This window comes from Azospirillum thiophilum (assembly GCF_001305595.1).
GTDB lineage: Bacteria > Pseudomonadota > Alphaproteobacteria > Azospirillales > Azospirillaceae > Azospirillum > Azospirillum thiophilum.
The window spans coordinates 1,611,655-1,634,089 of the sequence record NZ_CP012401.1 but is presented as its reverse complement, the minus strand read 5'-3'; the positions used below and the strand labels follow the sequence as shown (position 1 = coordinate 1,634,089).

20 protein-coding genes are annotated in these 22,435 nt (G+C 67.8%); 8 read left to right on the top strand and 12 right to left on the bottom strand.

All coding sequences use genetic code 11. From position 1 onward, the window contains the following. Positions 1–68 precede the first annotated feature (68 nt). Together AL072_RS07550 and AL072_RS07545 are read left to right on the top strand one after the other, a co-directional pair. Positions 69–515, top strand: coding sequence for a hypothetical protein (locus AL072_RS07550; RefSeq protein ID WP_045580845.1), 447 nt, complete (start codon positions 69–71; stop codon positions 513–515). Between the two features lie 278 nt (positions 516–793). Next, complete coding sequence (locus AL072_RS07545; protein ID WP_052709910.1) at positions 794–1,279, top strand: DedA family protein; 486 nt, start codon at positions 794–796, stop codon at positions 1,277–1,279. A gap of 112 nt (positions 1,280–1,391) precedes the next feature. Here AL072_RS07545 and purL read toward each other — a convergent pair whose 3' ends face one another. From purL to AL072_RS07505, 8 genes are all read right to left on the bottom strand, one after another. Beyond that, positions 1,392–3,629: a phosphoribosylformylglycinamidine synthase subunit PurL gene (gene purL / locus AL072_RS07540; protein ID WP_045580847.1), complete on the bottom strand. Its 2,238-nt coding sequence runs from the start codon at positions 3,627–3,629 to the stop codon at positions 1,392–1,394. Beyond that, a complete protein-coding gene (gene purQ / locus AL072_RS07535; protein WP_045580848.1) occupies positions 3,626–4,315 on the bottom strand; it encodes a phosphoribosylformylglycinamidine synthase subunit PurQ in 690 nt (229 codons plus the stop codon). The genes purL and purQ overlap by 4 nt, the downstream gene beginning before the upstream one ends. 125 nt (positions 4,316–4,440) lie before the next feature. Further along, positions 4,441–5,667, bottom strand: a complete 1,227-nt coding sequence (locus tag AL072_RS07530; RefSeq protein ID WP_045580849.1) for an ammonium transporter — start codon at positions 5,665–5,667, stop codon at positions 4,441–4,443. 190 nt (positions 5,668–5,857) lie between these two features. Next, a complete protein-coding gene (locus AL072_RS07525) occupies positions 5,858–7,228 on the bottom strand; it encodes a TldD/PmbA family protein (RefSeq protein WP_045580850.1) in 1,371 nt (456 codons plus the stop codon). Positions 7,229–7,349: 121 nt separating this feature from the next. After that, positions 7,350–7,781, bottom strand: coding sequence for a DoxX family protein (locus AL072_RS07520; protein WP_045580851.1), 432 nt, complete (start codon positions 7,779–7,781; stop codon positions 7,350–7,352). 188 nt (positions 7,782–7,969) lie between these two features. Then, positions 7,970–9,346, bottom strand: a complete 1,377-nt coding sequence (gene cysS, locus AL072_RS07515) for a cysteine--tRNA ligase (protein ID WP_045580852.1) — start codon at positions 9,344–9,346, stop codon at positions 7,970–7,972. Positions 9,347–9,387: 41 nt separating this feature from the next. Next, entirely contained in the window at positions 9,388–10,731 is a 1,344-nt protein-coding gene (gene gltX / locus AL072_RS07510) for a glutamate--tRNA ligase (protein WP_045582412.1), read from the bottom strand. A 118-nt stretch (positions 10,732–10,849) separates the two neighbouring features. Then, positions 10,850–11,335 carry a MarR family winged helix-turn-helix transcriptional regulator gene (locus AL072_RS07505; RefSeq protein ID WP_045580853.1) on the bottom strand — a complete coding sequence of 162 codons (486 nt, stop codon included), beginning with the start codon at positions 11,333–11,335 and terminating at the stop codon, positions 10,850–10,852. Between the two features lie 193 nt (positions 11,336–11,528). Between AL072_RS07505 and AL072_RS07500 the strand changes: the two genes are divergently transcribed. The 4 genes from AL072_RS07500 to AL072_RS07485 all read left to right on the top strand — a co-directional run bounded on the left by AL072_RS07500 (position 11,529) and on the right by AL072_RS07485 (position 14,469). Continuing rightward, entirely contained in the window at positions 11,529–12,539 is a 1,011-nt protein-coding gene (locus AL072_RS07500) for an alpha/beta fold hydrolase (RefSeq protein ID WP_045580854.1), read from the top strand. A 171-nt stretch (positions 12,540–12,710) separates the two neighbouring features. After that, entirely contained in the window at positions 12,711–13,379 is a 669-nt protein-coding gene (elbB, locus tag AL072_RS07495; protein ID WP_045580855.1) for an isoprenoid biosynthesis glyoxalase ElbB, read from the top strand. A gap of 164 nt (positions 13,380–13,543) precedes the next feature. Next, complete coding sequence (locus AL072_RS07490; RefSeq protein ID WP_045580856.1) at positions 13,544–14,113, top strand: hypothetical protein; 570 nt, start codon at positions 13,544–13,546, stop codon at positions 14,111–14,113. 131 nt (positions 14,114–14,244) lie between these two features. After that, the gene (locus AL072_RS07485; RefSeq protein ID WP_045580857.1) at positions 14,245–14,469 is read left to right on the top strand and encodes a hypothetical protein; all 225 of its coding nucleotides are present in this window, start codon (positions 14,245–14,247) and stop codon (positions 14,467–14,469) included. A gap of 106 nt (positions 14,470–14,575) precedes the next feature. On the opposite strand, the gene nadE is transcribed toward AL072_RS07485, so the two are convergent. Further along, positions 14,576–16,243 carry an NAD(+) synthase gene (gene nadE / locus AL072_RS07480; protein WP_045580858.1) on the bottom strand — a complete coding sequence of 556 codons (1,668 nt, stop codon included), beginning with the start codon at positions 16,241–16,243 and terminating at the stop codon, positions 14,576–14,578. A 259-nt stretch (positions 16,244–16,502) separates the two neighbouring features. Here nadE and AL072_RS07475 point away from each other — a divergent pair, with 259 nt between their 5' ends. Further along, complete coding sequence (locus AL072_RS07475) at positions 16,503–17,498, top strand: hypothetical protein (protein WP_045580859.1); 996 nt, start codon at positions 16,503–16,505, stop codon at positions 17,496–17,498. 154 nt (positions 17,499–17,652) lie between these two features. Beyond that, complete coding sequence (locus AL072_RS07470) at positions 17,653–18,063, top strand: nuclear transport factor 2 family protein (protein WP_045580860.1); 411 nt, start codon at positions 17,653–17,655, stop codon at positions 18,061–18,063. 36 nt (positions 18,064–18,099) lie between these two features. Here AL072_RS07470 and AL072_RS07465 read toward each other — a convergent pair whose 3' ends face one another. The 3 genes from AL072_RS07465 to AL072_RS07455 all read right to left on the bottom strand — a co-directional run bounded on the left by AL072_RS07465 (position 18,100) and on the right by AL072_RS07455 (position 22,268). Continuing rightward, positions 18,100–19,356 (bottom strand): serine hydrolase domain-containing protein, encoded by a 1,257-nt coding sequence (locus AL072_RS07465; RefSeq protein ID WP_045580861.1) that lies wholly within the window; start codon positions 19,354–19,356, stop codon positions 18,100–18,102. 153 nt (positions 19,357–19,509) lie between these two features. Then, positions 19,510–21,255 carry an ArnT family glycosyltransferase gene (locus AL072_RS07460; RefSeq protein WP_045580862.1) on the bottom strand — a complete coding sequence of 582 codons (1,746 nt, stop codon included), beginning with the start codon at positions 21,253–21,255 and terminating at the stop codon, positions 19,510–19,512. After that, a complete protein-coding gene (locus AL072_RS07455) occupies positions 21,252–22,268 on the bottom strand; it encodes a glycosyltransferase family 2 protein (RefSeq protein ID WP_281178611.1) in 1,017 nt (338 codons plus the stop codon). The genes AL072_RS07460 and AL072_RS07455 overlap by 4 nt, the downstream gene beginning before the upstream one ends. Positions 22,269–22,435 lie beyond the last annotated feature (167 nt).

Below are 22,435 nucleotides of genomic sequence, written 5' to 3'. Positions count from 1 at the left end.
GTGAACGGCAATGGCCGCAGGCCGGTTATGGCATCGGCTTTGATGATGCGCAGGGGGCATCTGCAGCGATGAGCGTCCAACGGCTTCTGTTCGACGACCTGCCGGTAACGGAGCCGACGCGCAAGCCGCGCCGTCCGCGGGCCGCAGGCACTGCGGCTGTCATGGCGGCACAGGTCGCGGTCGACATGGTGCGTGGGGCTGCCCCCTTGCCGAAGACCCCGGCCTTGGTGGCCGCCGCCACCCTGCCGCTCGCGCCGCCACCACCGCCCCCTCCTCCGCCCGCCTTCGATCCGGCGGCATTGTCGAACGCCGAGATGCGGGCGCTGGTGCAGGCCTTGCCGGACCAGCGCCTCGCCCATCTGCTGATCGAGGCTGCGCGGGAGCTGAAGCACCGCGCCATGCCCGACCGCGGCGACCCGGATGGTGAATACGACGATATGCCGCAGCAGCCCAATCCCGCCCTGCTGCGCGCTGCGCAACAGGTGGTCGGCGACCTCTCCGGCGATGAATTCTGACCCCGGCTCCACTGTCGGGGTGACTCCTTAGCCAATAAAGTTTCCGAGACAAAACGCGCGGCTTTATGTCATGATCCTTCCCAGCCCGCGCTGTACCTGCCGCATCGCACAATAAAGCGGCCGCCAGACGCCACCGGGCCCGCCGAACCCATAAGCGACGTCTCCCGGAGGGGGCTTTGGACTGGATATCTTGGTTGCAGGAATGGGGGAATGCCTTTTACCCGCTGGCCTTTGTCTGGGCCTTTTTTGAAGGTGAAACATTTGTAATCTTCGGCGGGATGGGTGCCAAGCTCGGGATCGTCAATCTCTATTGGCTGGTCGGCACCGTGTGGGTCGGCAGCTTCATGGGCGACCAGCTGTGGTTCTGGCTCGGCCGCCGCTGGGGCTCCAAGGCGCTTGCCCGCTTCCCGTCGGCCGAGGTTCATGCCAGCCGGGTGCTGCGCTGGCTTGAAAAATACGGCGTGGCCTTCATCCTGGTCTTCCGCTTCCTCTATGGCGTGCGGAACATCGCATCGGTCGCCATCGGCACCTCGCGCATGCCCTGGTCGCGCTTCCTGTTCTGGAACTTCATCGCTGCCGGCATCTGGGCCTGGAGCTTCGCCGGCGCCGGTTACATGTTCGGCGAAGCCGCTGCAGCCATGGGCGAGAACGGCCCGAAGATCCTGCTGCTGACCGGCCTCGCCATCGGCGGCCTGTGGCTTGCCATCAAGAGCATCCGCTGGGTCCGCCGCCGCGCGCTCGCCGCGACCAACGCCGCGGAATAGACAGCCCCCCGCTTCCGGTTCACTGCCTCTCCCGGCGACGTGGACGGCACCGCAAACGAAAAGGCCCTCTCCAATCGGAGAGGGCCTTCTGCGTTCAGCGCTGCGGGGCCGGTTACAGCTCCGCGGCCATGTAGTTGGGCAGCCAGCCTTCGTTGGCGTCGCGCAGGCGCTTCAGCGACACGATGTCGCCGCCGCGGCCCGACAGCGCGGTGCCGCGGGTCTCGCCCAGCACCGCGACCGGAACGCCGGTCGCCTTGGCCTTCTCCTGCACCGCCGCGGCGTCTTCCGGACGGACGGCCAGGACGTAGCGGCCCTGGTCCTCGCCGAACAGCACGCGCGGGGACGCGCCGTCGAAGCCGGTCAAGTAGGCGCCGACGCCGCCGGCCAGCGCCATTTCGGCGATGGTGACGAGCAGGCCGCCGTCGGCCACGTCATGGCTCGACACCACCAGACCCTCGTGGATCAGGCCGCGGACGAAGTCGCCGTTGCGCCGCTCGACCGCCAGATCGACCGGCGGGGGTGCACCCTCCTCGCGGCCGAGGATCTCGCGCAGGAACAGCGACTGGCCGAGATGGCCCCCATTGGAATTCGTCGTGTCGCCAACCGCAAGGATCACGTCGCCCTCACCTCGGAAGGCGATGCCGACCGCGATCATCGCATCGGGCATGATGCCGACGCCGCCGATGGCCGGGGTCGGCAGGATCGCCTCGCCGTTCGTCTCGTTGTAGAGCGAGACGTTGCCCGACACGACCGGGAAGTCGAGCGCCTTGCAGGCCTCGCCGATGCCTTGGACGGCGCCGACGAACTGGCCCATGATCCGCGGCTTCTCCGGGTTGCCGAAGTTCATGTTGTCGGTGATGGCGAGCGGCAGCGCGCCCACCGCCGACAGGTTGCGCCACGCCTCGGCCACGGCCTGCTTGCCGCCCTCGACCGGGTCGGCCAGGCAGTAGCGCGGGGTGCAGTCGGTGGTGATGGCGACCGCCTTGGTCTGGCCCGGCACGCGGACGACCGCGGCGTCGGCCTGCCCCGACATGAAGCGGGTGTCGCCGCCGACGAGGCTGTCATACTGCTCCCAGATCCAACGCTTGGAGGCGAGGTCGGGGCAGCCGAACAGCTTGGTCAGGGTGTCGCCGAGTTCGGCCGCATAGCCGTCGAGCACGCTGTCGGCGACATCCTCGGCCTTCGGCGTCGGCTCCCACGGGCGGTCATATTCCGGCGCGGCGTTCGACACCGGGGCGATCGGCATGTCGCACCAGGTCTCGCCATACATCTTGATGACGAGGTTGCCGGTGTCGGTCAGGTGGCCGATGACGGCGAAGTCCAGCTCCCACTTGTCGAAGATGGCCTTCGCCACCTCCTCGCGGCCGGGCTTCAGGATGATCAGCATGCGCTCCTGGCTTTCGGAGAGCATGATCTCATAGGGCGTCATCGCCTCTTCGCGCATCGGCAGGCTGTCGAGCGTCAGCTCGATGCCGAGACCGCCCTTGCCGGCCATCTCGACCGACGAGGAGGTCAGGCCGGCGGCGCCCATGTCCTGGATGGCGACGATGGCGTCGGTCTCCATCAGCTCCAGGCAGGCTTCGATCAACAGCTTCTCGGTGAAGGGATCGCCAACCTGCACGGTCGGGCGCTTCTCCTCCGAATCCTCGGTGAACTCGGCGGACGCCATGGTAGCGCCGTGGATGCCGTCGCGGCCGGTCTTGGATCCCACGTAGACGACAGGGTTGCCGATGCCGGCGGCGGCCGAATAGAAGATCCTGTCGGTCTTGGCGACACCCACGGTCATGGCGTTGACCAGGATGTTGCCGTTGTAGGCCGGGTGGAAGTTGGTCTCGCCGCCCACGGTCGGCACGCCGACGCAGTTGCCGTAGCCGCCGATGCCGGCGACCACGCCCGAGACCAGATGGCGGGTCTTGGGATGGGAGGGATCGCCGAAGCGCAGCGCGTTCATGTTGGCGATGGGACGCGCGCCCATCGTGAACACGTCGCGCAGAATGCCGCCGACGCCCGTCGCCGCGCCCTGGTAGGGCTCGATGTAGGACGGGTGGTTGTGGCTCTCCATCTTGAAGATGACGGCGTCGCCGTCACCGATGTCGACCACGCCGGCATTCTCGCCGGGGCCGCAGATCACCTGCGGGCCGGTGGTCGGCAGCGTCTTCAGCCACAGCTTGGACGATTTGTAGGAGCAATGCTCCGACCACATGACCGAGATGATGCCCATCTCGGTGAAGGTCGGGGTGCGGCCCATGATGGCGAGCGCGTTCTCGTATTCCGCCTCGGACAGGCCGAACTCGCGGGCCAGTTCCAGGGTGACGGGGCGCTCCTGCGCCCGGGTAGCGTCCGCGCTCACGACAGGGCCTCCACCAGACCTTCGAACATCGGCTTGCCGTCGGTGTTGCCGTGCAGGGCCTCCACCGCGTCTTCGGGGTGCGGCATCAGGCCGAGCACGGTGCGCTTGGCGTTGAAGATGCCGGCGATGTCGGACACCGAGCCGTTCGGGTTGCCGCGCGGGTCGGCCCGCGCCTCGTCGCCGACATAGCGGAAGGCCACCTGCCCCTCGCCGTCCAGCCGCTTCACCGTCTCCGCGTCGGTCCAGTAGTTGCCGTCGCCATGGGCGACCGGGAAGCGGACGATCTGGCCCTTCGCGTATTTCTTCGTGAAGGGGCTGTCGGTGTTCTCCACCCGCAGATGCTGGACGCGGCAGACGAACTTCAGGGCGCCGTTGCGCATCAGCGCGCCGGGCAGCAGCCCGGCCTCGGTGATGATCTGGAAGCCGTTGCAGACGCCGAGAACGCGGACGCCCTGGTCGGCCCGCGCCTTGACCTCGCGCATGATCGGCGAATGCGCCGCCATGGCGCCGGAGCGCAGATAGTCGCCATAGGAGAAGCCGCCGGGCACGACGATCAGGTCGACCTTGGGCAGTTCGGTGTCGCGGTGCCAGACCAGATGCGGCTTGGTCCCGCTGACGGCCTCCAGCGCGGCGACGGCGTCGCGTTCGCGGTTGGAGCCGGGGAAAACGACGATGGCGGCCTTCATGGGGCGGTCAAAATCCGGCGTCGTGAGGGGGAGGAGTTCGCGCCGGACACTAAAGCCGCCGCCCCGGCAAAGCAAGAGTCGGCCAGGGGCGGCGGACTTGTCGGCAGCGCATTACAGGGAGCGCGTTACAGGGTGGGCGCATCCTCCTCCGGGTAGGCGGTGATGCGGTGCAACGACAGGTCGGCGCCCTTGTACTCCTGTTCGGGGTCGAGGCGGATGCCGACGGTGACGCGCAGCAGGCCGTAGACCGCCAGCCCCGACGCGAGGCCGAAGGCAGCACCGCCCAGCGTACCGACGGTCTGGCTCAGCAACGATACGCCGCCCAGCCCGCCCAGCGCCTCCTGCCCGAAAATGCCGGCCAGCAGGCCGCCGGTCAGGCCGCACAGCCCGTGCAACGGCCAGACGCCCAGCACGTCGTCGATCTTCCAATCGATCTGGCACTTGTTGAAGGCCCAGACGAACAGCAGCCCGGCGACGCCGCCGGTGACCAGCGCGCCCAGCGGGTGCATGACGTCGGACCCGGCGCAGACCGCCACCAGACCGGCCAGCGCGCCGTTATGGACGAAGCCGGGGTCGGTGCGGCTGATCACCAACGAGGTGACGATGCCGCCGACCATCGCCATCAGCGAGTTCAGCGCGACCAGACCGGACACGCCGTCCAGCGCCTGCGCGCTCATCACGTTGAAGCCGAACCAGCCGACGCACAGGATCCAGGCGCCCAGAGCCAGGAAGGGGATGTTCGACGGCGGGATGGCGATCAGCGAACCGTTGGCACGGTAGCGGCCGCGGCGGTTGCCAAGGTTCAGCACCGCGCCCAGCGCCACCCAGCCGCCGAAGGCATGGACCACGACCGATCCGGCGAAATCGTGGAAGGGCTGGCCGAAGCTCGCCGCCATCCAGCCCTGCAGGCCGAAGCGGGTGCCCCACACCGTACCTTCGAGCAGCGGGTAGAACAGCGCGATCAGCGCCAGCGTCGCCCCGGCCTGCGGCCAAAAGCGGGCGCGCTCGGCGATGCCGCCCGACACGATGGCCGGCACCGCGGCGGCGAAGGTCGCCAGGAAGAAGAACTTCACCAGATCGTAGCCATAGGCGGCAAAGCCGCCGCTTCCCTTGCCGACCAGCGTACGGGCGTCGGCAAAGAAGTCGACGCCGTAGGCGACGGCATAGCCGACGAGGAAATAGGCGATGGTCGACATGGCGAAGTCGGACAGAATCTTCACCAATGCGTTGACCTGGTTCTTGCGCCGGACCGTCCCGACCTCCAGCAGGGCGAAGCCGCAATGCATCGCCAGCACCATCACCGCGCCCATCAGCACGAAAAGGACGTCGCCACCCGTCTTTGCCGCATCCATTCTGCATAAACCTTCAGCATTTCGCCTAAAAAAGCGGCGAACTGCTAACAGATAAGGCAGATATGCGCAAGGGCGTAGCTGACGTTCGGGTGGGCAGCGTGGCGGAAATACAGCACAAAAAGCGGGCGAACCCACTTTGGGTTGCCCGCTGTCTGCGCAAGAACGATGCCAGATGATGAAGAGGGAGGCGTTACAGCCCGGCGATGGTCATGCCGTCGATGCGCACGGTCGGCGCATCCATCCCAAAACGCAGCTCCAAATCGTCGGCGGCCTCCATGTTGAGGAACATGTCCTTGAGGTTGCCGGCGATGGTGATCTCGTTGACCGGATAGGAGATCTGGCCGTTCTCGATCCAGAAACCGCCGGCGCCGCGGCTGTAATCGCCGGTGACGCCGTTGACGCCCATGCCCATCAGGTCGGTGACATAGAAGCCGTCCTTGATCTCCGCCAGCATGTCGGCGCGGCTGCGCTTGCCGGCGGCCATGTAGACGTTGGCGGGGGCCGGGCCGGGCGGGCCGGAGGTGCCGCGGGCGGCATGGCCGGTGGTCTGCAGGCCGAGCTGCCGGGCCGAGCGCAGGTCGAGCAGCCAGGTGGTGAGCACGCCGTCCTCGATCAGGGTGCGGCGCGACACTTCGACGCCCTCGGCATCGAAGGGGCGGGAGCGCAGGCCGCGCTTCACATGCGGATCGTCGACGATGGTGATGGAGGAGGCGAAAATCTGCTGCCCCATCCGGTCCTTGAGGAAGCTGGTGCCGCGGGCGATGCTGGGACCGCTGATGGCGCCGGTCAGGTGGCCGAGCAGACCGCGCGACACCCGCGGGTCGAACAGCACCGGCACCTTGCAGCTCTTGACCCGGCGTGGATTCAGGCGGCGCACCGCGCGCTCGCCGGCCTCGCGGCCGATCTCGGCGGGGGCGCGCAGGTCGCCGCCATAGACCTTGCTGTCATAATCATAGTCACGCTCCATCCCGGTGCCGGTCCCGACGATGACGGAGGCCGACAGCGACTGGCGCGACACGCCGTAGCTGCCGGCAAAGCCGTTGGACGCGGCGATGGCGATGGTCGAGCGGCTCCAGCTGGCATCGGCCCCTTCGGAATTGGTGACGCCCTCGACGGCCAGCGCGGCCTCTTCGGCGATACGGGCGCGCTCGATCAGTGTTTCCGACGACGGCTCCTCAGCATCGCAGATGTCGAGGTCGGGCCAACTGCGGGCCAGCTGCTCCGGGTCGGCGATTCCGGCAAAGCCGTCCTCCGGCACCACGCGGGCCATGGCGATGGCGCGCTCGACCAGTTCGCCCAGCGCCTTGGCGCTACGGTCGGTGGAGGAGACGATGGCCTGCCGCTTGCCGATGAACACCCGAAGGCCGAGATCGCCCGACTCCGAGCGCTCCAGCTTCTCGGTGCTGCCCAGCCGCTGGGCGAGGGAGACGGACGCGCTGTCGAACAGCACGGCGTCGGCTGCATCCGCCCCGGCGGCGCGCGCCTTGGCGATCAGGTCGTCCAGCAGGTTCAGGACCCCGGACGAATCCGTCTTGTGCTGGTCGTTCGGCGAAACGGTCATCAGGCTCTCCGGTTGGTCTCCGTCCTTGTCTACCAAATGGGACGGCGACGCGGAACGGGGAAGAGGCGAAATGCCCCCTCCCCGCTCCGCGTCGCCGTCGATACCGTCCCCGGTTGGGGGATCAGGCCAGTTCGCGCCGGCAGACCGGGGCGTTCAGCGCCGGAACCTTCAGGGCGAAGGCGCCGTCACCCAGCAGCGACTGCACGACCAGCAGCAGGGTCCAGAAGGCCGGAAACTCCCAACCGCCGCCCGGCGCATTGAAGACCCAGCCGTTGCCCGCATGCTGGAGGGTCGCGCCAATCAGGATGGGCAGCAGGGCAAGCGCAATCCAGCGGGTATAGACACCGGCGATCAGCAGAAGCCCGCCGCCGATCTCGCCCAGGATCACCAGATAGGCGAAGGCGCCGGGGTAACCGATGCTCTCGAAATAGCCGACGGTGCCGGGAATGGTGAAGGTCAACACCTTCAGGACCAGCCCGTGGGCCAGGAACAGCATGCCGAGCGCGACACGCAGAAGGAAGGCGGCATAGAGAGCGGTGCGGATGTCGATCATGGCCAGGGTCTCCTCAAATTCAGGGCGGCGGGTCCAAGCTGGGTGGGGGCCGCGTTTCGTCTGAAGAGGAGATTAGCCGGTTCCGTGGGCGTGATAATCCGCGGAGTTCGCGATGGTTTGTTGTAAATAGAAGGACAATTCAGCGGAGCGGTGCCCTCTCCCGACTCGGGAGAGGGCAATTCGGTCCCTCACCCCCGCTTCCAGGTGGTGCCCTGCGGCCCGTCTTCCAGCACGATGCCCTTGTCGGCCAGCTCCTTGCGGATGCGGTCGGCCTCGGCGAAGTTCTTTGCCGCGCGGGCGGCCTTGCGGCCGGCGATCAACTGCTCGACGTCCGCGTCGCTCAACCCCTCGGCGCCACCGGCCGGAGCCCAGCGGAACCACGCCTCCGGATCCTGCTGCAACAGGCCGAGCTGCTGGCCGGCCCCCAGCAGGGCCCCCTTGGCAGCGGCCTTCTCGGCGTCGCTCTTCGTCTTGTTCACGGCGGTTGCCAGCTCGTGCAGGTGGGCGATGGCGAGCGGGCTGTTCAGATCGTCTTCCAGCGCAGCGAGCACGTCGAACGGCACCTCGGCGACGGCCGGAGCCGGATCGCCGCGCAGCGCCTGATACCAGCGGTCGAGCGTGCCCTTGGCCTGGCGGATGCCCTCGCGAGTGAAATCCAGCGGCTGGCGGTAATGTGCGCTCAACAGGGTCAGGCGGATCGCCTCGCCGGGGAACTCGTCCAGCAGGTCATGCACGGTGAAGAAGTTGCCGAGCGACTTCGACATCTTCTCGCCTTCGACCGTCACGAAGCCGTTGTGGACCCAATAGCGGGCCAGCCGGTCGGTGCCGTTGGCGCAGCAGCTCTGCGCGATCTCGTTCTCATGGTGCGGGAAGATCAGGTCCAGCCCGCCGCCATGGATGTCGAAGGTGGCGCCCAGATGCTCCTTCGCCATGGCCGAGCATTCGATGTGCCAGCCCGGCCGCCCGCGGCCCCACGGGCTGTCCCAGCCGGGCTGATCGGGGCTGCTCGGCTTCCACAGCACGAAGTCGGAGGCGTCGCGCTTGTAGGGTGCCACCTCCACCCGCGCGCCAGCGATCATGTCGTCCAGCGAGCGGCGGGACAGCTGGCCGTAGCTCGGCATCGACGGCACCGAGAACAGCGCATGGCCTTCGGCGGCATAGGCGTTGCCGCGCTCGATCAGCGTCGCGATCAGCGCGATCATCTGGCCGATATGCTGGGTCGCCCGCGGCTCGATGGTCGGGCGCCGGGCGTTCAGCGCGTCCATGTCGGCATGGAACAGGTCGGTGGTGCGGGTGGTCAGCGCGTCGATCGGCTCACCGCTGTCGCGCGCGCGGTCGATGATCTTGTCGTCCACGTCGGTGATGTTGCGGACATAGGTCACCGCCGGATAGAGCCGCGACAGCAGCCGGAACAGCAGGTCGAACACCACCACCGGCCGGGCGTTGCCGATATGGGCGGTGTCGTAGACCGTCGGACCACAGACATACATGCCGACATGGTCCGGGCGAAGCGGCTCGAAGCGCTCCTTGCGGCGGGTCAGCGTGTTGTAGAGGTCCAACGGCACGATCCGAACTCCCGGGAAAGAAGGGTCTGGAAAAGAAAGGGTTATGCGGTCTCTCCGCCCAGCCGGCGAAGCGCCCGCGCGCGCCCGATCAGGGGTAGCAGGTTCTTCAACTCCGGTCCATGGTCGCGCCCGGTCAGCGCCCGGCGCAGAGGGAGGAACAGGTCCTTGCCCTTGCGGCCGGTCGCCGCCTTCACCGCATTGGTCCAGGCGCCCCAGGTGGCGGTATCCCACGGTTCGGCGGGCAGGAGATCCGCCGCCTGCGCCAGGAAGGCGGCATCCTCCACCAGCGGCGCCACCGGCGCATGGGTGACCGCCCACCAGTCGCCGGCATCGGCCAGCCGCGACAGGTTCGGCCGCACCGCCTCCCAGAAGACGGGGTCGACCCCGGCCAGCCCCAGCGCCTCCAGCCGACCGGCAACCGCGTCGAACGGGGTCAGGTGCAGGATGCGGGCGTTCAGCCGGCCCAGCTCCTCCGGATCGAATTTCGGCGTGCCGCGGGCGATCTTGGACAGGTCGAACTCGGCCACCAGCTCGTCCAGGGTCAGCCGCGCCTCGATCGGGTCGGAGGTGCCGAGCTTGGCCAGCAGGCTGTTGACCGCCATCCGCTCGATGCCGTCCTCATCGCGCAGGCTGGCGACCGACAGGCTGCCCAACCGCTTCGACAGCCCCTGCCCGCCGGCATCGGTCAGCAGCGGCAGATGGGCGAAGGACGGCACCGCGGCGCCGATTGCCTGGAAAATCTGGCTCTGCACCGCGGTGTTGGCGACATGATCCTCGCCGCGGATGATGTGGGTGATGGCGAAGTCTGCATCGTCCACCACGCTGGTCAGGGTGTAGAGTGGCCGGCCATCCTCGCGGATCAGCACCGGGTCGCTCAGCGCCGTGCCCTCGAAATGCACCGGTCCGCGGACGAGGTCGGTCCATTCCACCGGCGTCGGGGTCAGCATGAAGCGCCAATGGGGCTTGCGTCCCTCGGCTTCCAGCCGGGCGCGGTCGGCGTCGGTCAGGCGCAGCGCCGCACGGTCGTAGATCGGCGGACGCCCCTGCGACACCAGGCTGGCGCGCTTGAGGCTCAGTTCCTCCGGAGTCTCGTAGCAGGGATAGAGCCGGCCGGCGGCCTTCAGCGCGGCGGCAGCCTGGTCATAGCGCGGATAGCGGTCGCTTTCGCGGGCGAAACGATCCCAGCTCAGGCCGAGCCAGGTCAGGTCCGCCGCGATGGCGTCGGCGAATTCCTGGGTCGAACGCTCCTCGTCGGTGTCGTCCAGCCGGAACATGAAGCTGCCGCCCGTTTTGCGCGCGAACAGCCAGTTGACCAGGGCCAGTCGCACATTGCCGACATGGATGCGGCCGGTCGGGCTGGGGGCGAAACGGACGGCTGTGGGCATGGCGGTGCTGGTCATGGCGGGACTCGCTTGAAACGGACTGACCCGGACGAAGGGGTGCGCTGTCCTAGCATGCCGGACCGCCGGCCGGAAGTGCCGCAGCCGGCCCTCAGGCCGGCGTTCAGACCGGTCCGGGCCGGTCGCCGAGCGTCTTGTTCAAGGTACGCACCTGCCGGTTCAGCGTGTCGATCTGCTCGCGGTCCATGCCGGACCGTTCGACCAGCGTGTCCCCCAGGCAGCGGCTCTCACCCAGCAGGCTGCGGCCGGCATCGGTCAGCCAGACCTGGACCTGCCGCTCGTCGAGCCGGCTGCGCTGCCTTTCCAACAGTCCGACCTGTTCCAGCCGCTTCACCGGCGGGGTCGCCGTGCTCGATTCCAGCGCCAGCCGGTCGGCGATCGCGCCCACCGTCGCGCCGTCCGCCTCCCCCAGCACACTGAGGATCAGGTACTGCGGATAGGTGATGCCCATCGCATCCAGCATCGGCTTGTAGGTGCGGGTGATCGCCATGCTGGTCATGTAGAGGGCGAAACAGAGCTGGTCGTCCAATGGGATAGAGAGCGGGATAGAGAGCGGGATAGAGGGCGGGATGTTGGGCGGACTGGCCATGGTGCCTCTCCTTGGGACCGCTGCCTTCTTCATATCACGGGAAATGATATCGCGATAAAAAATTGTCTGGACAGCCCGGTCCGAGCGGCGTAAGCATTTCCTTATCGCGATATTGAATTCCGCACAATGATTCTCCGGCGCATCACCGATGCACCGCCTACCCGCAACGGACACTCCAGCAAGGAAGATCGACATGACGAGCCAGATCGAAGACACCCATGCGAATCCCGGCACCTCCCGGCGGGGCCTGCTCGCCGCGGGGCTGGGCCTGACCGCAGCCGCCGCCGTGGCACAAACCGCCCAGGCGGCGCAAGGCGGGCCGGCGGCTGCCGGCAAGAGCCATGGCAAGGGCGGCGGTACCAGCGGCGGCAAGGGCAGCGGCACTTTCACCACCAAGGACGGCGCGCAGATCTTCTACAAGGACTGGGGCACCGGCCAGCCCATCGTCTTCCATCATGGCTGGCCGCTGTCGTCCGACGACTGGGATGCCCAGATGCTCTATTTCCTGGGCAAGGGCTTCCGGGTCATCGCCCATGACCGGCGCGGCCATGGCCGCTCGACCCAGACCGATACCGGGAACGAGATGGACACCTATGCCGCCGACGTCGCCGCGCTGGCAGCCCATCTCGACCTGAGGAACGCCATCCATATCGGCCATTCGACCGGCGGCGGCGAGGTCGCCCGCTATGTCGCCCGGCATGGCGGCAACGGCCGCGTCGCCAAGGCGGTGCTGATCGGCGCGGTGCCGCCGATCATGCTGAAGACGCCGGCCAATCCTGGCGGCCTGCCGCTGGAGGTGTTCGACGGTTTCCGCGCGGCGCTCGTCGCCAACCGCGCCCAGTTCTTCCGCGACATTCCCGCCGGCCCCTTCTATGGCTTCAACCGAGACGGCGCCAAGGTCTCGCAGGGGGTGATCGACAATTGGTGGCGCCAGGGCATGATGGGCGGCGCCAAGGCCCATTACGACTGCATCAAGGCCTTCTCGGAAACCGACTTCACCGAGGATCTGAAGAAGATCGACGTGCCGGTGCTGGTGATGCATGGCGATGACGACCAGATCGTGCCGATCGCCGATTCCGCCCTGCTGGCCGTCAAGCTGCTGAAGCGCGGCACGTTGAAGGTGTACAAGGGGCTGCCGCACGGCATGGCGACCACCCATGCCGAGACCATCAACCCCGACCTGTTGGCCTTCATCAAGGGCTGATGCGGCCCTGCGACCGCAAGGATCGGATCGCCGGGGCGGCGGGAGGGCGACGGCGGGAGGAGCGCAAGCCTCCCCCGCCGCGCGAGCGATTTTGCCGCAGCCGGAAGCATGGTAGGCGGGAACGGCGGCCTGCGTTAGCTTGGCGGCAAATCCATCCCTCGGAGACATCCCATGGCGGAAAAGAGCTTGCGGATCGGCGTCGTGCTGTCGGGCTGCGGCGTGTACGACGGCACGGAAATCCATGAAGCGGTCTGCACCCTGCTGGCCATCGCCAGGGCGGGCGCGGAGGCAGTGTGCTACGCTCCCGACATCCCGCAGGCCCATGTCGTCGACCACCTGACCGGCCAGGAGACCGGCGAGAACCGCAACGTGCTGGTCGAATCGGCCCGCATCGCCCGCGGCAGGATCACTGCGCTCAGTGAATTCTCGGCCGGCGACGTCGATGCGCTGATCTTCCCCGGCGGCTTCGGTGCGGCGAAAAACCTCAGCGATTTCGCCTTCAAGGGAGCCGACTGCTCGGTCAACCCGCAGGTGGTCGCCGCGGTCGCGGCCATGCGCGCCGCCGGCAAGCCGATCGGCGCGCTGTGCATCGCCCCCGCGATCCTCGCCAAGATCCTGGGTCAACAGGGGGTGGAACTGACGGTCGGCAATGATCCCGGCACCATCGCCGCGCTGGAGGCGATGGGCGCGGTCCACCGCACCACCACCCATGGCGAGATCGTGGTGGATCCGGAGCTGAAGATCGTCACCTCGCCCTGCTACATGCTGGACGCCGACCTGGCCCAGATCGCCGAGGGTGCCGAGAATACGGTCAAGGCTCTGGTCGAACTGACGCGCTGAGCGCGTCGCGCGGCTCAAGACGAGCGGATGACGAGCAGATGACGAGGGGGGGGGGTGGCGATACCTCCTTCGTCACAACCAATGTCACATCGCTGCGAAACAATTCATTAACCGACACCCCCACACCCTTGCCATCAGTTTCATTTCCAAGGCGAGGGCTGGCGATGACCTGCATAGTGGGGTTGGTGGAGGGTGATCGGGTGTGGATGGGGGGCGACAGCGCCGGGGTCAACGGGCTGGACATCACCGTCCGCGCCGACACCAAGGTGTTCCGCAATGGCGATTGCCTGATCGGCTTCACCAGTTCCTTCCGCATGGGCCAACTGCTGCATTACCGGCTGGAGGTTCCGTCGCGCGACGGCGGCACCGACCTGTTCCGCTACATGGTGGTCGATTTCGTCGACGCCGTGCGCAACTGCCTGAAGGACGGCGGTTACGCCCACCGCTCCAACGATGTCGAGACCGGCGGCACCTTCATGGTCGGGTTGGAGGGGCGCCTGTTCACCGTACAGTCCGACTATCAGGTCGGCGAGGCGGTGCGCGGCTTTCATGCCATCGGCTGCGGGTCGGACTATGCGCTGGGTTCGCTCGCCTCCACGGCCGGCCAGCCACCGGAAGAGCGGGTGTTGAAGGCCCTGGAATGCGCCGAGTTGTTCAATGGCGGCGTCCGGGCTCCCTTCACCATCCAGTCGAGCCTGCGCCGGCCTCAACTCGCACTGACCGAAGCAGCGTAAATCCTCCCGACCAAAGTAGAACGTGACGGCCAAGGCTTCGCTCTGGTCATCCAAAGCATCGTGGCGTATGAACCGATGTCCTGCTGCAATGCGGGACAAGGGAATAACCACGAAGAAATTGGGTGTTAGAGATGACGGACCAAGCAGTCACCGCCGATGCTTATTTCGGTGAAGACGAGAACCCGGCCGGGTTGTTGAGCAACTGGGGAAATTCTCCCTGGCTCGTCTTCCCTGCCTTGCTGCTGATTCTGATCATGCCGTTGGCGATCATCTTCCATCCGACCTGGGTGGTGCTGCCGGCGGTGCTGTGGAGCTTCGGGATGATCGCCACCATCATCAAGCTGACGCGCGGCTGACGCCCGGCATATCCGCTTCCGGCTCGGTCGGTCAGCGGGGAGGAGGAGCGCCCCTCCTCCCCCCACGTCCCGATCAGGCCCCGATCAGGCCCCGATCAGGCCCCGATCAGGCAAGGTCGACGGGGCCGCAGGCTACCGGGAAGCGCCGCTCCCGCCCGCCCGGCCGGTGGGAGATGCGCGGCCCCGGCGGCGCCCGTCGGCGTGCCGGTTCCGCATCCAGCACCATCCGCCAGACGAGGCCGATCGTTTCAGCCGAATGTCCGCGGGCGGCGAGATCGGCAGGCGACAAAGCCCCGTCGAACAGCCCGGCCAGCAGGTCGTCCAGTGCATCCGCCGGCGGCAATCCGGCAGGCGTGGCTGCTTTCAGCCGACGGTCCAGCACCCGTTCCGGCACCACCCGCCCGGCCGGCCCGCGCGATCCCGCCGGCTGGTGGGCGTTGCGCCAGCGCGCCAAGTCCAACACCATGCTCTTCGGCACATCGGCCAATATCGCATAGCCACAACCCGACTCGTCGACGGCGAGGCCGAGCACGCGGTCGGTGCGGTCGGCGGTCGCCAGCAGCAGGGCGCCCATCCGCTCGGCGAGCGCCGCCAGGGTCGCGGCGCGCAGACGGGTATGCAGCCGGTCCGCGGCATCGGCGGTGTCCCGGCCGGCGAAGGCGGGGGCGAGCAGCGAGTCGGCAGCCTTCAGCACCGGTCCCAACGCGACATTGTCCAGGCGGCAGCCCAGCAGTTCGACGATCTCCGCCGCATCGCCCAGCGCGTCGGCCAGCGCCGCGGTTTCGCCGCCCGGCAGGGGAGCGCGGACCGCCAGCACCCGGTCAGCCCCCAGCGCATCGACCGCAAGGGCCGCGACCAGCGCCGAGTCCAGCCCGCCGGTCAGCCCGACCACCACCCCCGGTGCATGGCCCTTGGAAACCGCATCGTGCAGGCCAAGCATCAGGGCGCCGTAGAGCGCTTCCGCCCCTTCGACCGGAGCAATCATTTCGGCTTCGGAACTATCCCAGGACTCATTGCCGGATTCGTCCGTGTCGCGGGTCCACCGGGTCAGCAGCAGATGTTCCGCGAACAACGGAGCCTGGGCCACGAGCCTGCCGCCTTCCGCCAGCGCGAAACTGCCGCCGTCGAACACCTGCTCATCCTGTCCGCCCACTGCATTCACCGCGACAAGCGGCAGCCCGACCTCAACCACCCGCGCCACCGCGGCCTGCACCCGCCCGTCCATCCGGCCGGGGGCGAAGGGGCTGGCGAGCATGGCGACCAGAAGTTCCGCACCGCTCTCGGCCAGCGTCTCCGCCACGTCGGCGACTGCAAGGTCGCTGCCGATCAGCAGGCCGACACGCACACCCCGAACATTGATCGGCCCTGGCATCGGACCGGGATCAAAACGATCTTCACCGGTGCTGCCGACCGTATCGAAGATCATTTCGGCCTGAAAACGAATGGCGGCGATCCTGCCATCATCCAGCAGCAATGCCGCATTGTGGTGTTTGGCGCCATCGCGCCAGGGCGCGCCGATCAGCAGGGCCGGACCACCGTCCGCCGTTTCCGCCGCCAGCGCCCCAACCGTCGCCTCCACAGCATCGAGGAAAGCGGGGACACGCAGCAAATCGAGCAGCGGTGCGCCGGACAGGGCGCCGGCAGGACAGACGACGACATCGGCACCGCGGGCCGCGGCCTCATTCCGGGCGGCACGGATACGGACAGCATTCGCAGCGAGGCTCCCGATGCTGGGGTTGGCCTGGGCCAGCGCGATGGAAAGGCGGTCGGTCATGGTGCGGGTTCCCTCTTCCGGGCCGTTTGCAGGCAGGGTAGCAGGGGCTCCGGTCCGGTGAAAGCCGCCGGTCGTCGCAGGTCATCACGGGAACGGAACAAGTGCCTGCCGACCGGAACGGAAAGTCATGGAGCTGCGGATACTTAGTAAGGTAAGGAAGTTATATCGAAAACAAAAGAAATATCCGAAATTAACAAATGGTAAAGGTTGCGAGGACCATGATTCCCTTGTGCAAGAACAACGCGATGCGGGGGCATCAATGTACTACGCGGAGCTCAGCGGCCCGAACGGCAAACCGTCGGTGCTGTCCACGGCTGTGCAGAACGGCGCGTCAAAGACGGCCGGCACGGCAAAGGACGGGCTGACCAAATCGGACGCGAAGACGGCGGACGGCGGCAAGACGGACAAGAGCAGCCAGTCGCCGGCCTACACCATCAGCCAATCGATGGAATCGCTGCTGGACAGCCTGACCGGCAAGGGCGGCGGCTCGGGCGCTTCCCAGGCGGCCGGCGGCGGCTCGGCGGCCAGCGGCAGCAGCGGCGTCGACCGCGCCCGGCAGGCGCAATCGCTGATGCAGTCGGCACTGGACCATGCCAACGACCTCTCGGGCGCTTTCGGCAAGGCCGTCGACACGCTGAAGCAGGGGCTGGGCGACACGCTGAGCGCGCTGGGCGTTCCGCAGAACCGCATCGACGACGCCGTGAAGGGCTTCGGCGACAATGTGAAATCCAAGCTGGGGAACATGAACCTCAGCGACCTGACCGTCGACATGCAGGCCTCGCAGTCGCAATGGTCCATCGAATCCCACGGGATCGAGCTCGAGATCCAGGACGGCGACCGCAGTGTCCGCATCTCCTTCGCCAAGTCGACGCTGGATTTCCGCCGTGACGACCAGCGGCTGCAGGCTTCGCTCGGCAAGGGCGGCAGCGAGATGGCGCTGAGCGCCACGGGCATGACCACCACCGCCACCGGGAAGTCCACCGGCATGATCGTCCGCTCCGATGGGTTCAGCGACGATGAGATCAAGGACATCCTGGGCAAGCTGAACGACATGGCGTCCAAGGGCGGCGGCAGCAGCGGGATGAAGGGCCTGGCCGTGCTGAAGCCGACCACCGGCAAGGACGGCGTGACCCACCTGTCGCTCGACCTGTCCGCCCCGGTGGAAGGGTTGACGTCCGGCAAGTCCGCCGCCACCACGGCCGCGGCTTCGACCGGTACCGCCGCCAAGTCGCAGAGCGTGGACCTCACCGCCTGAACCGCGGCGCCCGCAGGTCAGTTGTCACAGCACCGGTCAGGCACCATGCCGGACCGGTGCTTGCCCCGGCCGGATGGCTTCTTTACAAGCGGAGCGGAGGCGGAGCGGAAGGTTTCGCCTCTCCTGCCACCGGAACCATCCCCGGACCGAAGCCATGACCGACCGCGACACGCTGCTGGCTCTGAACCAGGCCTTCTACCGGGCCTTCACCAACCGCGACGTCTCCGCGATGGAAGCCCTGTGGGCAGAGACCCTGCCCATCTCCTGCATCCATCCCGGTTGGACCGCCCTGTTCGGGCGTGAAGCGGTGCTGACGAGCTGGCGCGACGTGCTGGGCTCTCCCAACGGCGTCACCGTCCAGGCCCGCAACGAGCGTGTCACCCTGCACAACGACACCGCCCTGGTGGTGTGCGAGGAGATGCTGGGCAGCGCCGTCCTGGCCGCCACCAACCTCTTCGCCCGCGAGAATGGCGGCTGGCGCCTTGCCCACCATCAGGCCGGCCCCATCGCCCATCAGCGGGCCGACGTCGAAATTCCGGCAAAGCCGCCGCGCCGCCTGCATTGATGCCGCGGCCGGGCGTCCGACTCCCCCCGGGACTCCTCACGGCAAGCTCGCCACCTCCGGCCGGACCTCCAGACCGCGGGCCAACCGGCGGGCCAGATCGATCGCCACCCGGTCCGCCGCGACCTGATCGGGATCGCTGTTGGTCAGCGCCACCACGCCCCAGCGATGCGCCCGCGAAAAGGCGATGTAGGCGTTGAAGCCGCCGGTGGAGCCGGAATGCCAATGGATCGGCGTGCCGTCGTCGTCCCAGGCGACGAACCACCCCAGCGCCATGGCTCCCACCCCCAAAGCCCCCGGCTCGGCCAGCGACTGCCCGTCCACCTGCACCGATTGCGCCAGCGCAAGAGTGGCCGCGGTTCCGGGAGAGCAGCCGCGGCCGTCCGGCCCCGCGGCGCTGCCCGGACAGTCGCCCAGATTGGCCGACAGCCAGCGCAGCAGATCGTCGACAGTCGAATAGAGGCCGAAGGCGGGCAGCATCGCCGGCGCCTCCCAATCCGGCACGCTCCGTCCACGGGCGTGCCCCGCCGCCTTGCGCGCCCACTGCTCCGCAGTCGGATGCAGCGTGGTGTCGCGCAGTCCGAGAGGTTCGGTCGCCACCCGCTTCAGCAGCCTCTCGTAAGGTTGGCCGGCCGCCGCCGACAGCGCCTCCCCCAGCACGGCCATGCCGACGTTGGAATAGCTGAAGCGCTTGCCCGGCGGCATCGGCAACCGATAGCCGGACAGCCACAGCGCCACGTCGCCGCGCGACAACGGCTTGTAGGGGTTGTACGGGTCTTCCAGCCGGCTCCAGGAAAAGCGTGGCGTCTCCGGTACGCTGGGCAGGCCGGCGGTATGGGTGGCAAGGTCACGCAAGCGGATCGGCCTGCCGTCGTAAGCCGGCACATGGGCGACCGCAACCGGCCCGATGCGGTGCAGATGATGCTCCAGCGGGTCGGCGGGATCCACCCTGCCCTCCCGCACCAGTTCCGCCATGATGGTGCCGGTGAAGGGCTTGGTCAGCGACGCGATCTGGAACAGGGTGTGCCCATCCGGCGGACCGCCGTCGGGCCGGCCGGCATCGCCGCGCCCGACCACCACGCTTCGTCCGTCGCGGATCACGCCGACCACCAGGCTTCCCGCGCCGGCCGGCGGCTGCCGTGCCTCCACCGCCCCGATCAGTGCATCGCCCAGTGCGTCCCGCATCTGCCCAACGGCCGGAGCGACCGCCGGGTCGAACCCGATGGCGCCGGTCGCGCCGGGCGGCACGCTCCATGCGAGCAGACTTACCATGACCAAGAGCAGCCTGCGCCGCATTCCCGCCTCCGCCCGGTTCGCCACAGCGAGTAGGGAGAGTGGGCGGTGGACCGGCGGGCAAACAGGGCCGCGAAGGGCGATCCGGCTTAAGACGCGGACGGGGCCGCGGGGGTACTCCCCCACCGCCCGGTCCAGGCTTATCGGGTCAGGCGCCTATTCGGTCGGGACATCTGACTTGGGCGGGCGGCGGTCCTTGACGATTGACAGCGGCACGTCGTCGGCCGCGATCTCCAGGATCGGATGGCCGTCGAGCAGGGACGGGCAACGCTTGGCCTGGGTGAAGGCAAGGAAGAAATCGGCCTTGCGCCAGTCCGGTTCGATCCCGTTGACCAGCCGCAGCCAGGGAGGCAGTTCGAACCGCACCGCCAGCGTGTTGCCGCAGACGGTCAGGGTGTACTGCCGCGGCGGGGCGTGGCCGTCATTCTCACGCTCGACATATTCGATCAACTCCTGCAACGCCTCGTGCAGGGAATTGCCCCAATAATCCAGCTCGAACCTGCCGTCGGCGCCGCGTACGCCCCCGACGAACTGGTTATAGTACACGTACTGGTTCGGGTGCATGGCGCCGAGCTGCCACGCGTACACCACGGCGACGACGGTCATCGCCGCGGCGAAGCCCTGGCCCAGCGCCCGGCCGCCGCGCTGGCACAGGCACCACAGCCGGTCGGCGGCGATGGCAGCCATCACCACGAAGGGCGGGACCAGGAACAGGAAATGGCGGATGCCGTTGTAGACCGACGGCCGCATCAGGATGAACAGCAGGATCGGCAGGAAGCCCGCCAGCGCCAACGGGGTATAGCGCACCAGCTTGAAGGCCCCGGTCCGCCGCCAGCCGCCGCGGGCCAGCCAGACCGCGGCCAGCACCACTGCGGCCCCGACGCCGATCACCACCGCTTCCGGCAGCTTCACCGCGAGATAGACCGGCAGGTACAGTGCCGGCGGGTCGTTGGAATGGACCAGCTCGCCCATGAACAGCGTCTGGATGTCGATGGGAAAATGCGAGACGACGCGCAGCGCCTCCAGGGGATTGCGCAGCGGCCGCTGCACCACCCAGGGCCAGAACACCGCCATGATGGCGTAGGCGACCGGGATCGCCGGCCACAGCGACAGGAAGGCCCGGCGCGCGTCGACCAATGCCCAGCGGTGCCCCTCCTGGCGGGTCAACAGCGCAAAATGCAGGGCCATGGCGACCGCCAGATAGAAACCGGCCAGTACCCCGCCGACACGGATGGCCAGCGTCATGCCCAGCACCAGCCCGAACTTCAGCACCGCGCTGCGGCTGGGCCGCGGCAGCTGGATCAGGATGCGGGTTGCGAAATAGAGCGTCCACACCATGCCGGCCGCGAAGGGCACGTCCTTGGTGTTGTTGAACATGGCGCCGTAATAGACCCCGCTCAGCGCCAGCAGCGCCGCGGCGATGAAGCCGGCGCGCGGCCCGGCCAGCAGCCGGGTGTAGCGCCAGGTCCCGGCGATGCCCAGCACCCCCACCAACGCGCAGAGCAGATGCCGCGTCTCATACTCCTCGAAGGGCGAGAAGGGGACGATCAGCGCGGTGGTCAGGTCGAACAGGCCGCCGTAATAGGCGAGATCCTTGAAATGGAAGGCCGACCGGTCCTGGAAGCCGCTGGTGTAGTAGGACAGCAGCTTCTTGCCGTAGATGTGCTGGACCTCCTCGTCGGTGCTGATGCCATAGCTGAGGAAGGTCAGCGCCGACAGGATCAGCAGCCCGAGCAAAAGCGCGCGCGACAGCCCGTCCCACAGCGCAACCTCGCCGCGCACCACCGCGGCACCGGCCGGAGTGCCGGCGGTGGATGCCGCTTCGCCGGCCGTCCCGGCCGCCGACGTGCGGAGGACGGCGGGCGGATCATCGCCGGTGCGCCGGCGGGTCTCGATGCTCATCGCCGCGGCTCCTGCCCGGCGTCCACCATGTCCGTGGCCGGGACGGCCGAGGGCTCGAAGCCATGTGCGTGCGGCTCCGACCCGTCATGCTCCTCCGGCGGGCCGAAGCCATGGGCCGAGCGGACGATGAACAGCGGCCGCCCTTTCACCTCGGCGAAGACCCGGCCCAGATAATCGCCGATGATCCCCAGCGTGATCAGCTGGATGCCGCCCAGGAAAAGCACCGCGACCAGCAACGATTCATAGCCCGGCACGTCGATGCCGTGGAACAGGGTGCGCACCAGCCGGATCAGGATATAGACGAAGGCCACCCCCGACACCGCCATGCCGACCAGGCTCCACACCTTCAGCGGAAAGGTGGAGAAGGCGGTCAGCCCATCCAGCGACAGGCGCAGCAGCTTGACGAAGCCCCATTTGGTATCGCCGCCGGCGCGTTCGCCCTGTTCATAGGGGATCGCCGCCTGACGGAAGCCGACCCAGGCGAAGATGCCCTTCATGAAGCGCGTGCGCTCCGGCATCCGGTTGATGACGTCGACCACGCGGCGGTCCATCAGGCGGAAATCGCCGACCTCGCGCGGCAGCTTGATCTCCGACAGATGGTCGAAGACCCAATAGAACAGCTTGGCGAACAGGCGGTGCTTCAGGCTCTGCCCCACCCGGGCATGGCGCACCGCGACGACCACGTCGAATCCTTCGCGCCATTTGGCGATGAAGGCGGGCAGCAGCTCCGGCGGGTGTTGCAGATCGGCGTCCATCGGCACCACGGCATCGCCGGTGGTGTGGCTGAGCCCGGCCGACAGAGCCAGTTCCTTGCCGAAGTTGCGTGACAGGTCGACCACCTTCACCCGCTGGTCATGGTCATGGACGTCCAGCAGCCGGTCGACGGTATCGTCGCGGCTGCCGTCATTGACGCAGACGACCTCCCAATCCATGCCCACCCCGTCGAGCACCGGGATCAGCCGGTCGAACAGGGCGGAGATGTTCGCCCCCTCGTTGTAGAAGGGGATGACCACCGACAGGCGCCCCCGCCGCGGTCGGCCGGAACGATCCGCAGGGGGGCGGCTCACTGGAGGCCGGCCGGCGTCGGAACTGCGTGCGGGAGCGGTGCGGACATCCGAAGAAGCCGCGGAAATGGGCGCGTCGGGAATGGACATGGCCAGCCGTCGGGTCAAAGCGTCAG

What these genes read in the sequence shown, in the direction of transcription:
- AL072_RS07520 (WP_045580851.1), bottom strand. Translation starts at nt 7,781, where the DNA reads ATGATCGACATCCGCACCGCTCTCTATGCCGCCTTCCTTCTGCGTGTC.
- AL072_RS07525 (WP_045580850.1), bottom strand. Translation starts at nt 7,228, where the DNA reads ATGACCGTTTCGCCGAACGACCAGCACAAGACGGATTCGTCCGGGGTC.
- AL072_RS07505 (WP_045580853.1), bottom strand. Translation starts at nt 11,335, where the DNA reads ATGGCCAGTCCGCCCAACATCCCGCCCTCTATCCCGCTCTCTATCCCG.
- AL072_RS07460 (WP_045580862.1), bottom strand. Translation starts at nt 21,255, where the DNA reads ATGAGCATCGAGACCCGCCGGCGCACCGGCGATGATCCGCCCGCCGTC.
- AL072_RS07545 (WP_052709910.1), top strand. Translation starts at nt 794, where the DNA reads ATGGGTGCCAAGCTCGGGATCGTCAATCTCTATTGGCTGGTCGGCACC.
- AL072_RS07530 (WP_045580849.1), bottom strand. Translation starts at nt 5,667, where the DNA reads ATGGATGCGGCAAAGACGGGTGGCGACGTCCTTTTCGTGCTGATGGGC.
- AL072_RS07485 (WP_045580857.1), top strand. Translation starts at nt 14,245, where the DNA reads ATGACGGACCAAGCAGTCACCGCCGATGCTTATTTCGGTGAAGACGAG.
- AL072_RS07465 (WP_045580861.1), bottom strand. Translation starts at nt 19,356, where the DNA reads ATGCGGCGCAGGCTGCTCTTGGTCATGGTAAGTCTGCTCGCATGGAGC.
- gltX (WP_045582412.1), bottom strand. Translation starts at nt 10,731, where the DNA reads ATGCCCACAGCCGTCCGTTTCGCCCCCAGCCCGACCGGCCGCATCCAT.
- AL072_RS07470 (WP_045580860.1), top strand. Translation starts at nt 17,653, where the DNA reads ATGACCGACCGCGACACGCTGCTGGCTCTGAACCAGGCCTTCTACCGG.
- AL072_RS07490 (WP_045580856.1), top strand. Translation starts at nt 13,544, where the DNA reads ATGACCTGCATAGTGGGGTTGGTGGAGGGTGATCGGGTGTGGATGGGG.
- nadE (WP_045580858.1), bottom strand. Translation starts at nt 16,243, where the DNA reads ATGACCGACCGCCTTTCCATCGCGCTGGCCCAGGCCAACCCCAGCATC.
- AL072_RS07550 (WP_045580845.1), top strand. Translation starts at nt 69, where the DNA reads ATGAGCGTCCAACGGCTTCTGTTCGACGACCTGCCGGTAACGGAGCCG.
- purQ (WP_045580848.1), bottom strand. Translation starts at nt 4,315, where the DNA reads ATGAAGGCCGCCATCGTCGTTTTCCCCGGCTCCAACCGCGAACGCGAC.
- AL072_RS07475 (WP_045580859.1), top strand. Translation starts at nt 16,503, where the DNA reads ATGTACTACGCGGAGCTCAGCGGCCCGAACGGCAAACCGTCGGTGCTG.
- elbB (WP_045580855.1), top strand. Translation starts at nt 12,711, where the DNA reads ATGGCGGAAAAGAGCTTGCGGATCGGCGTCGTGCTGTCGGGCTGCGGC.
- AL072_RS07500 (WP_045580854.1), top strand. Translation starts at nt 11,529, where the DNA reads ATGACGAGCCAGATCGAAGACACCCATGCGAATCCCGGCACCTCCCGG.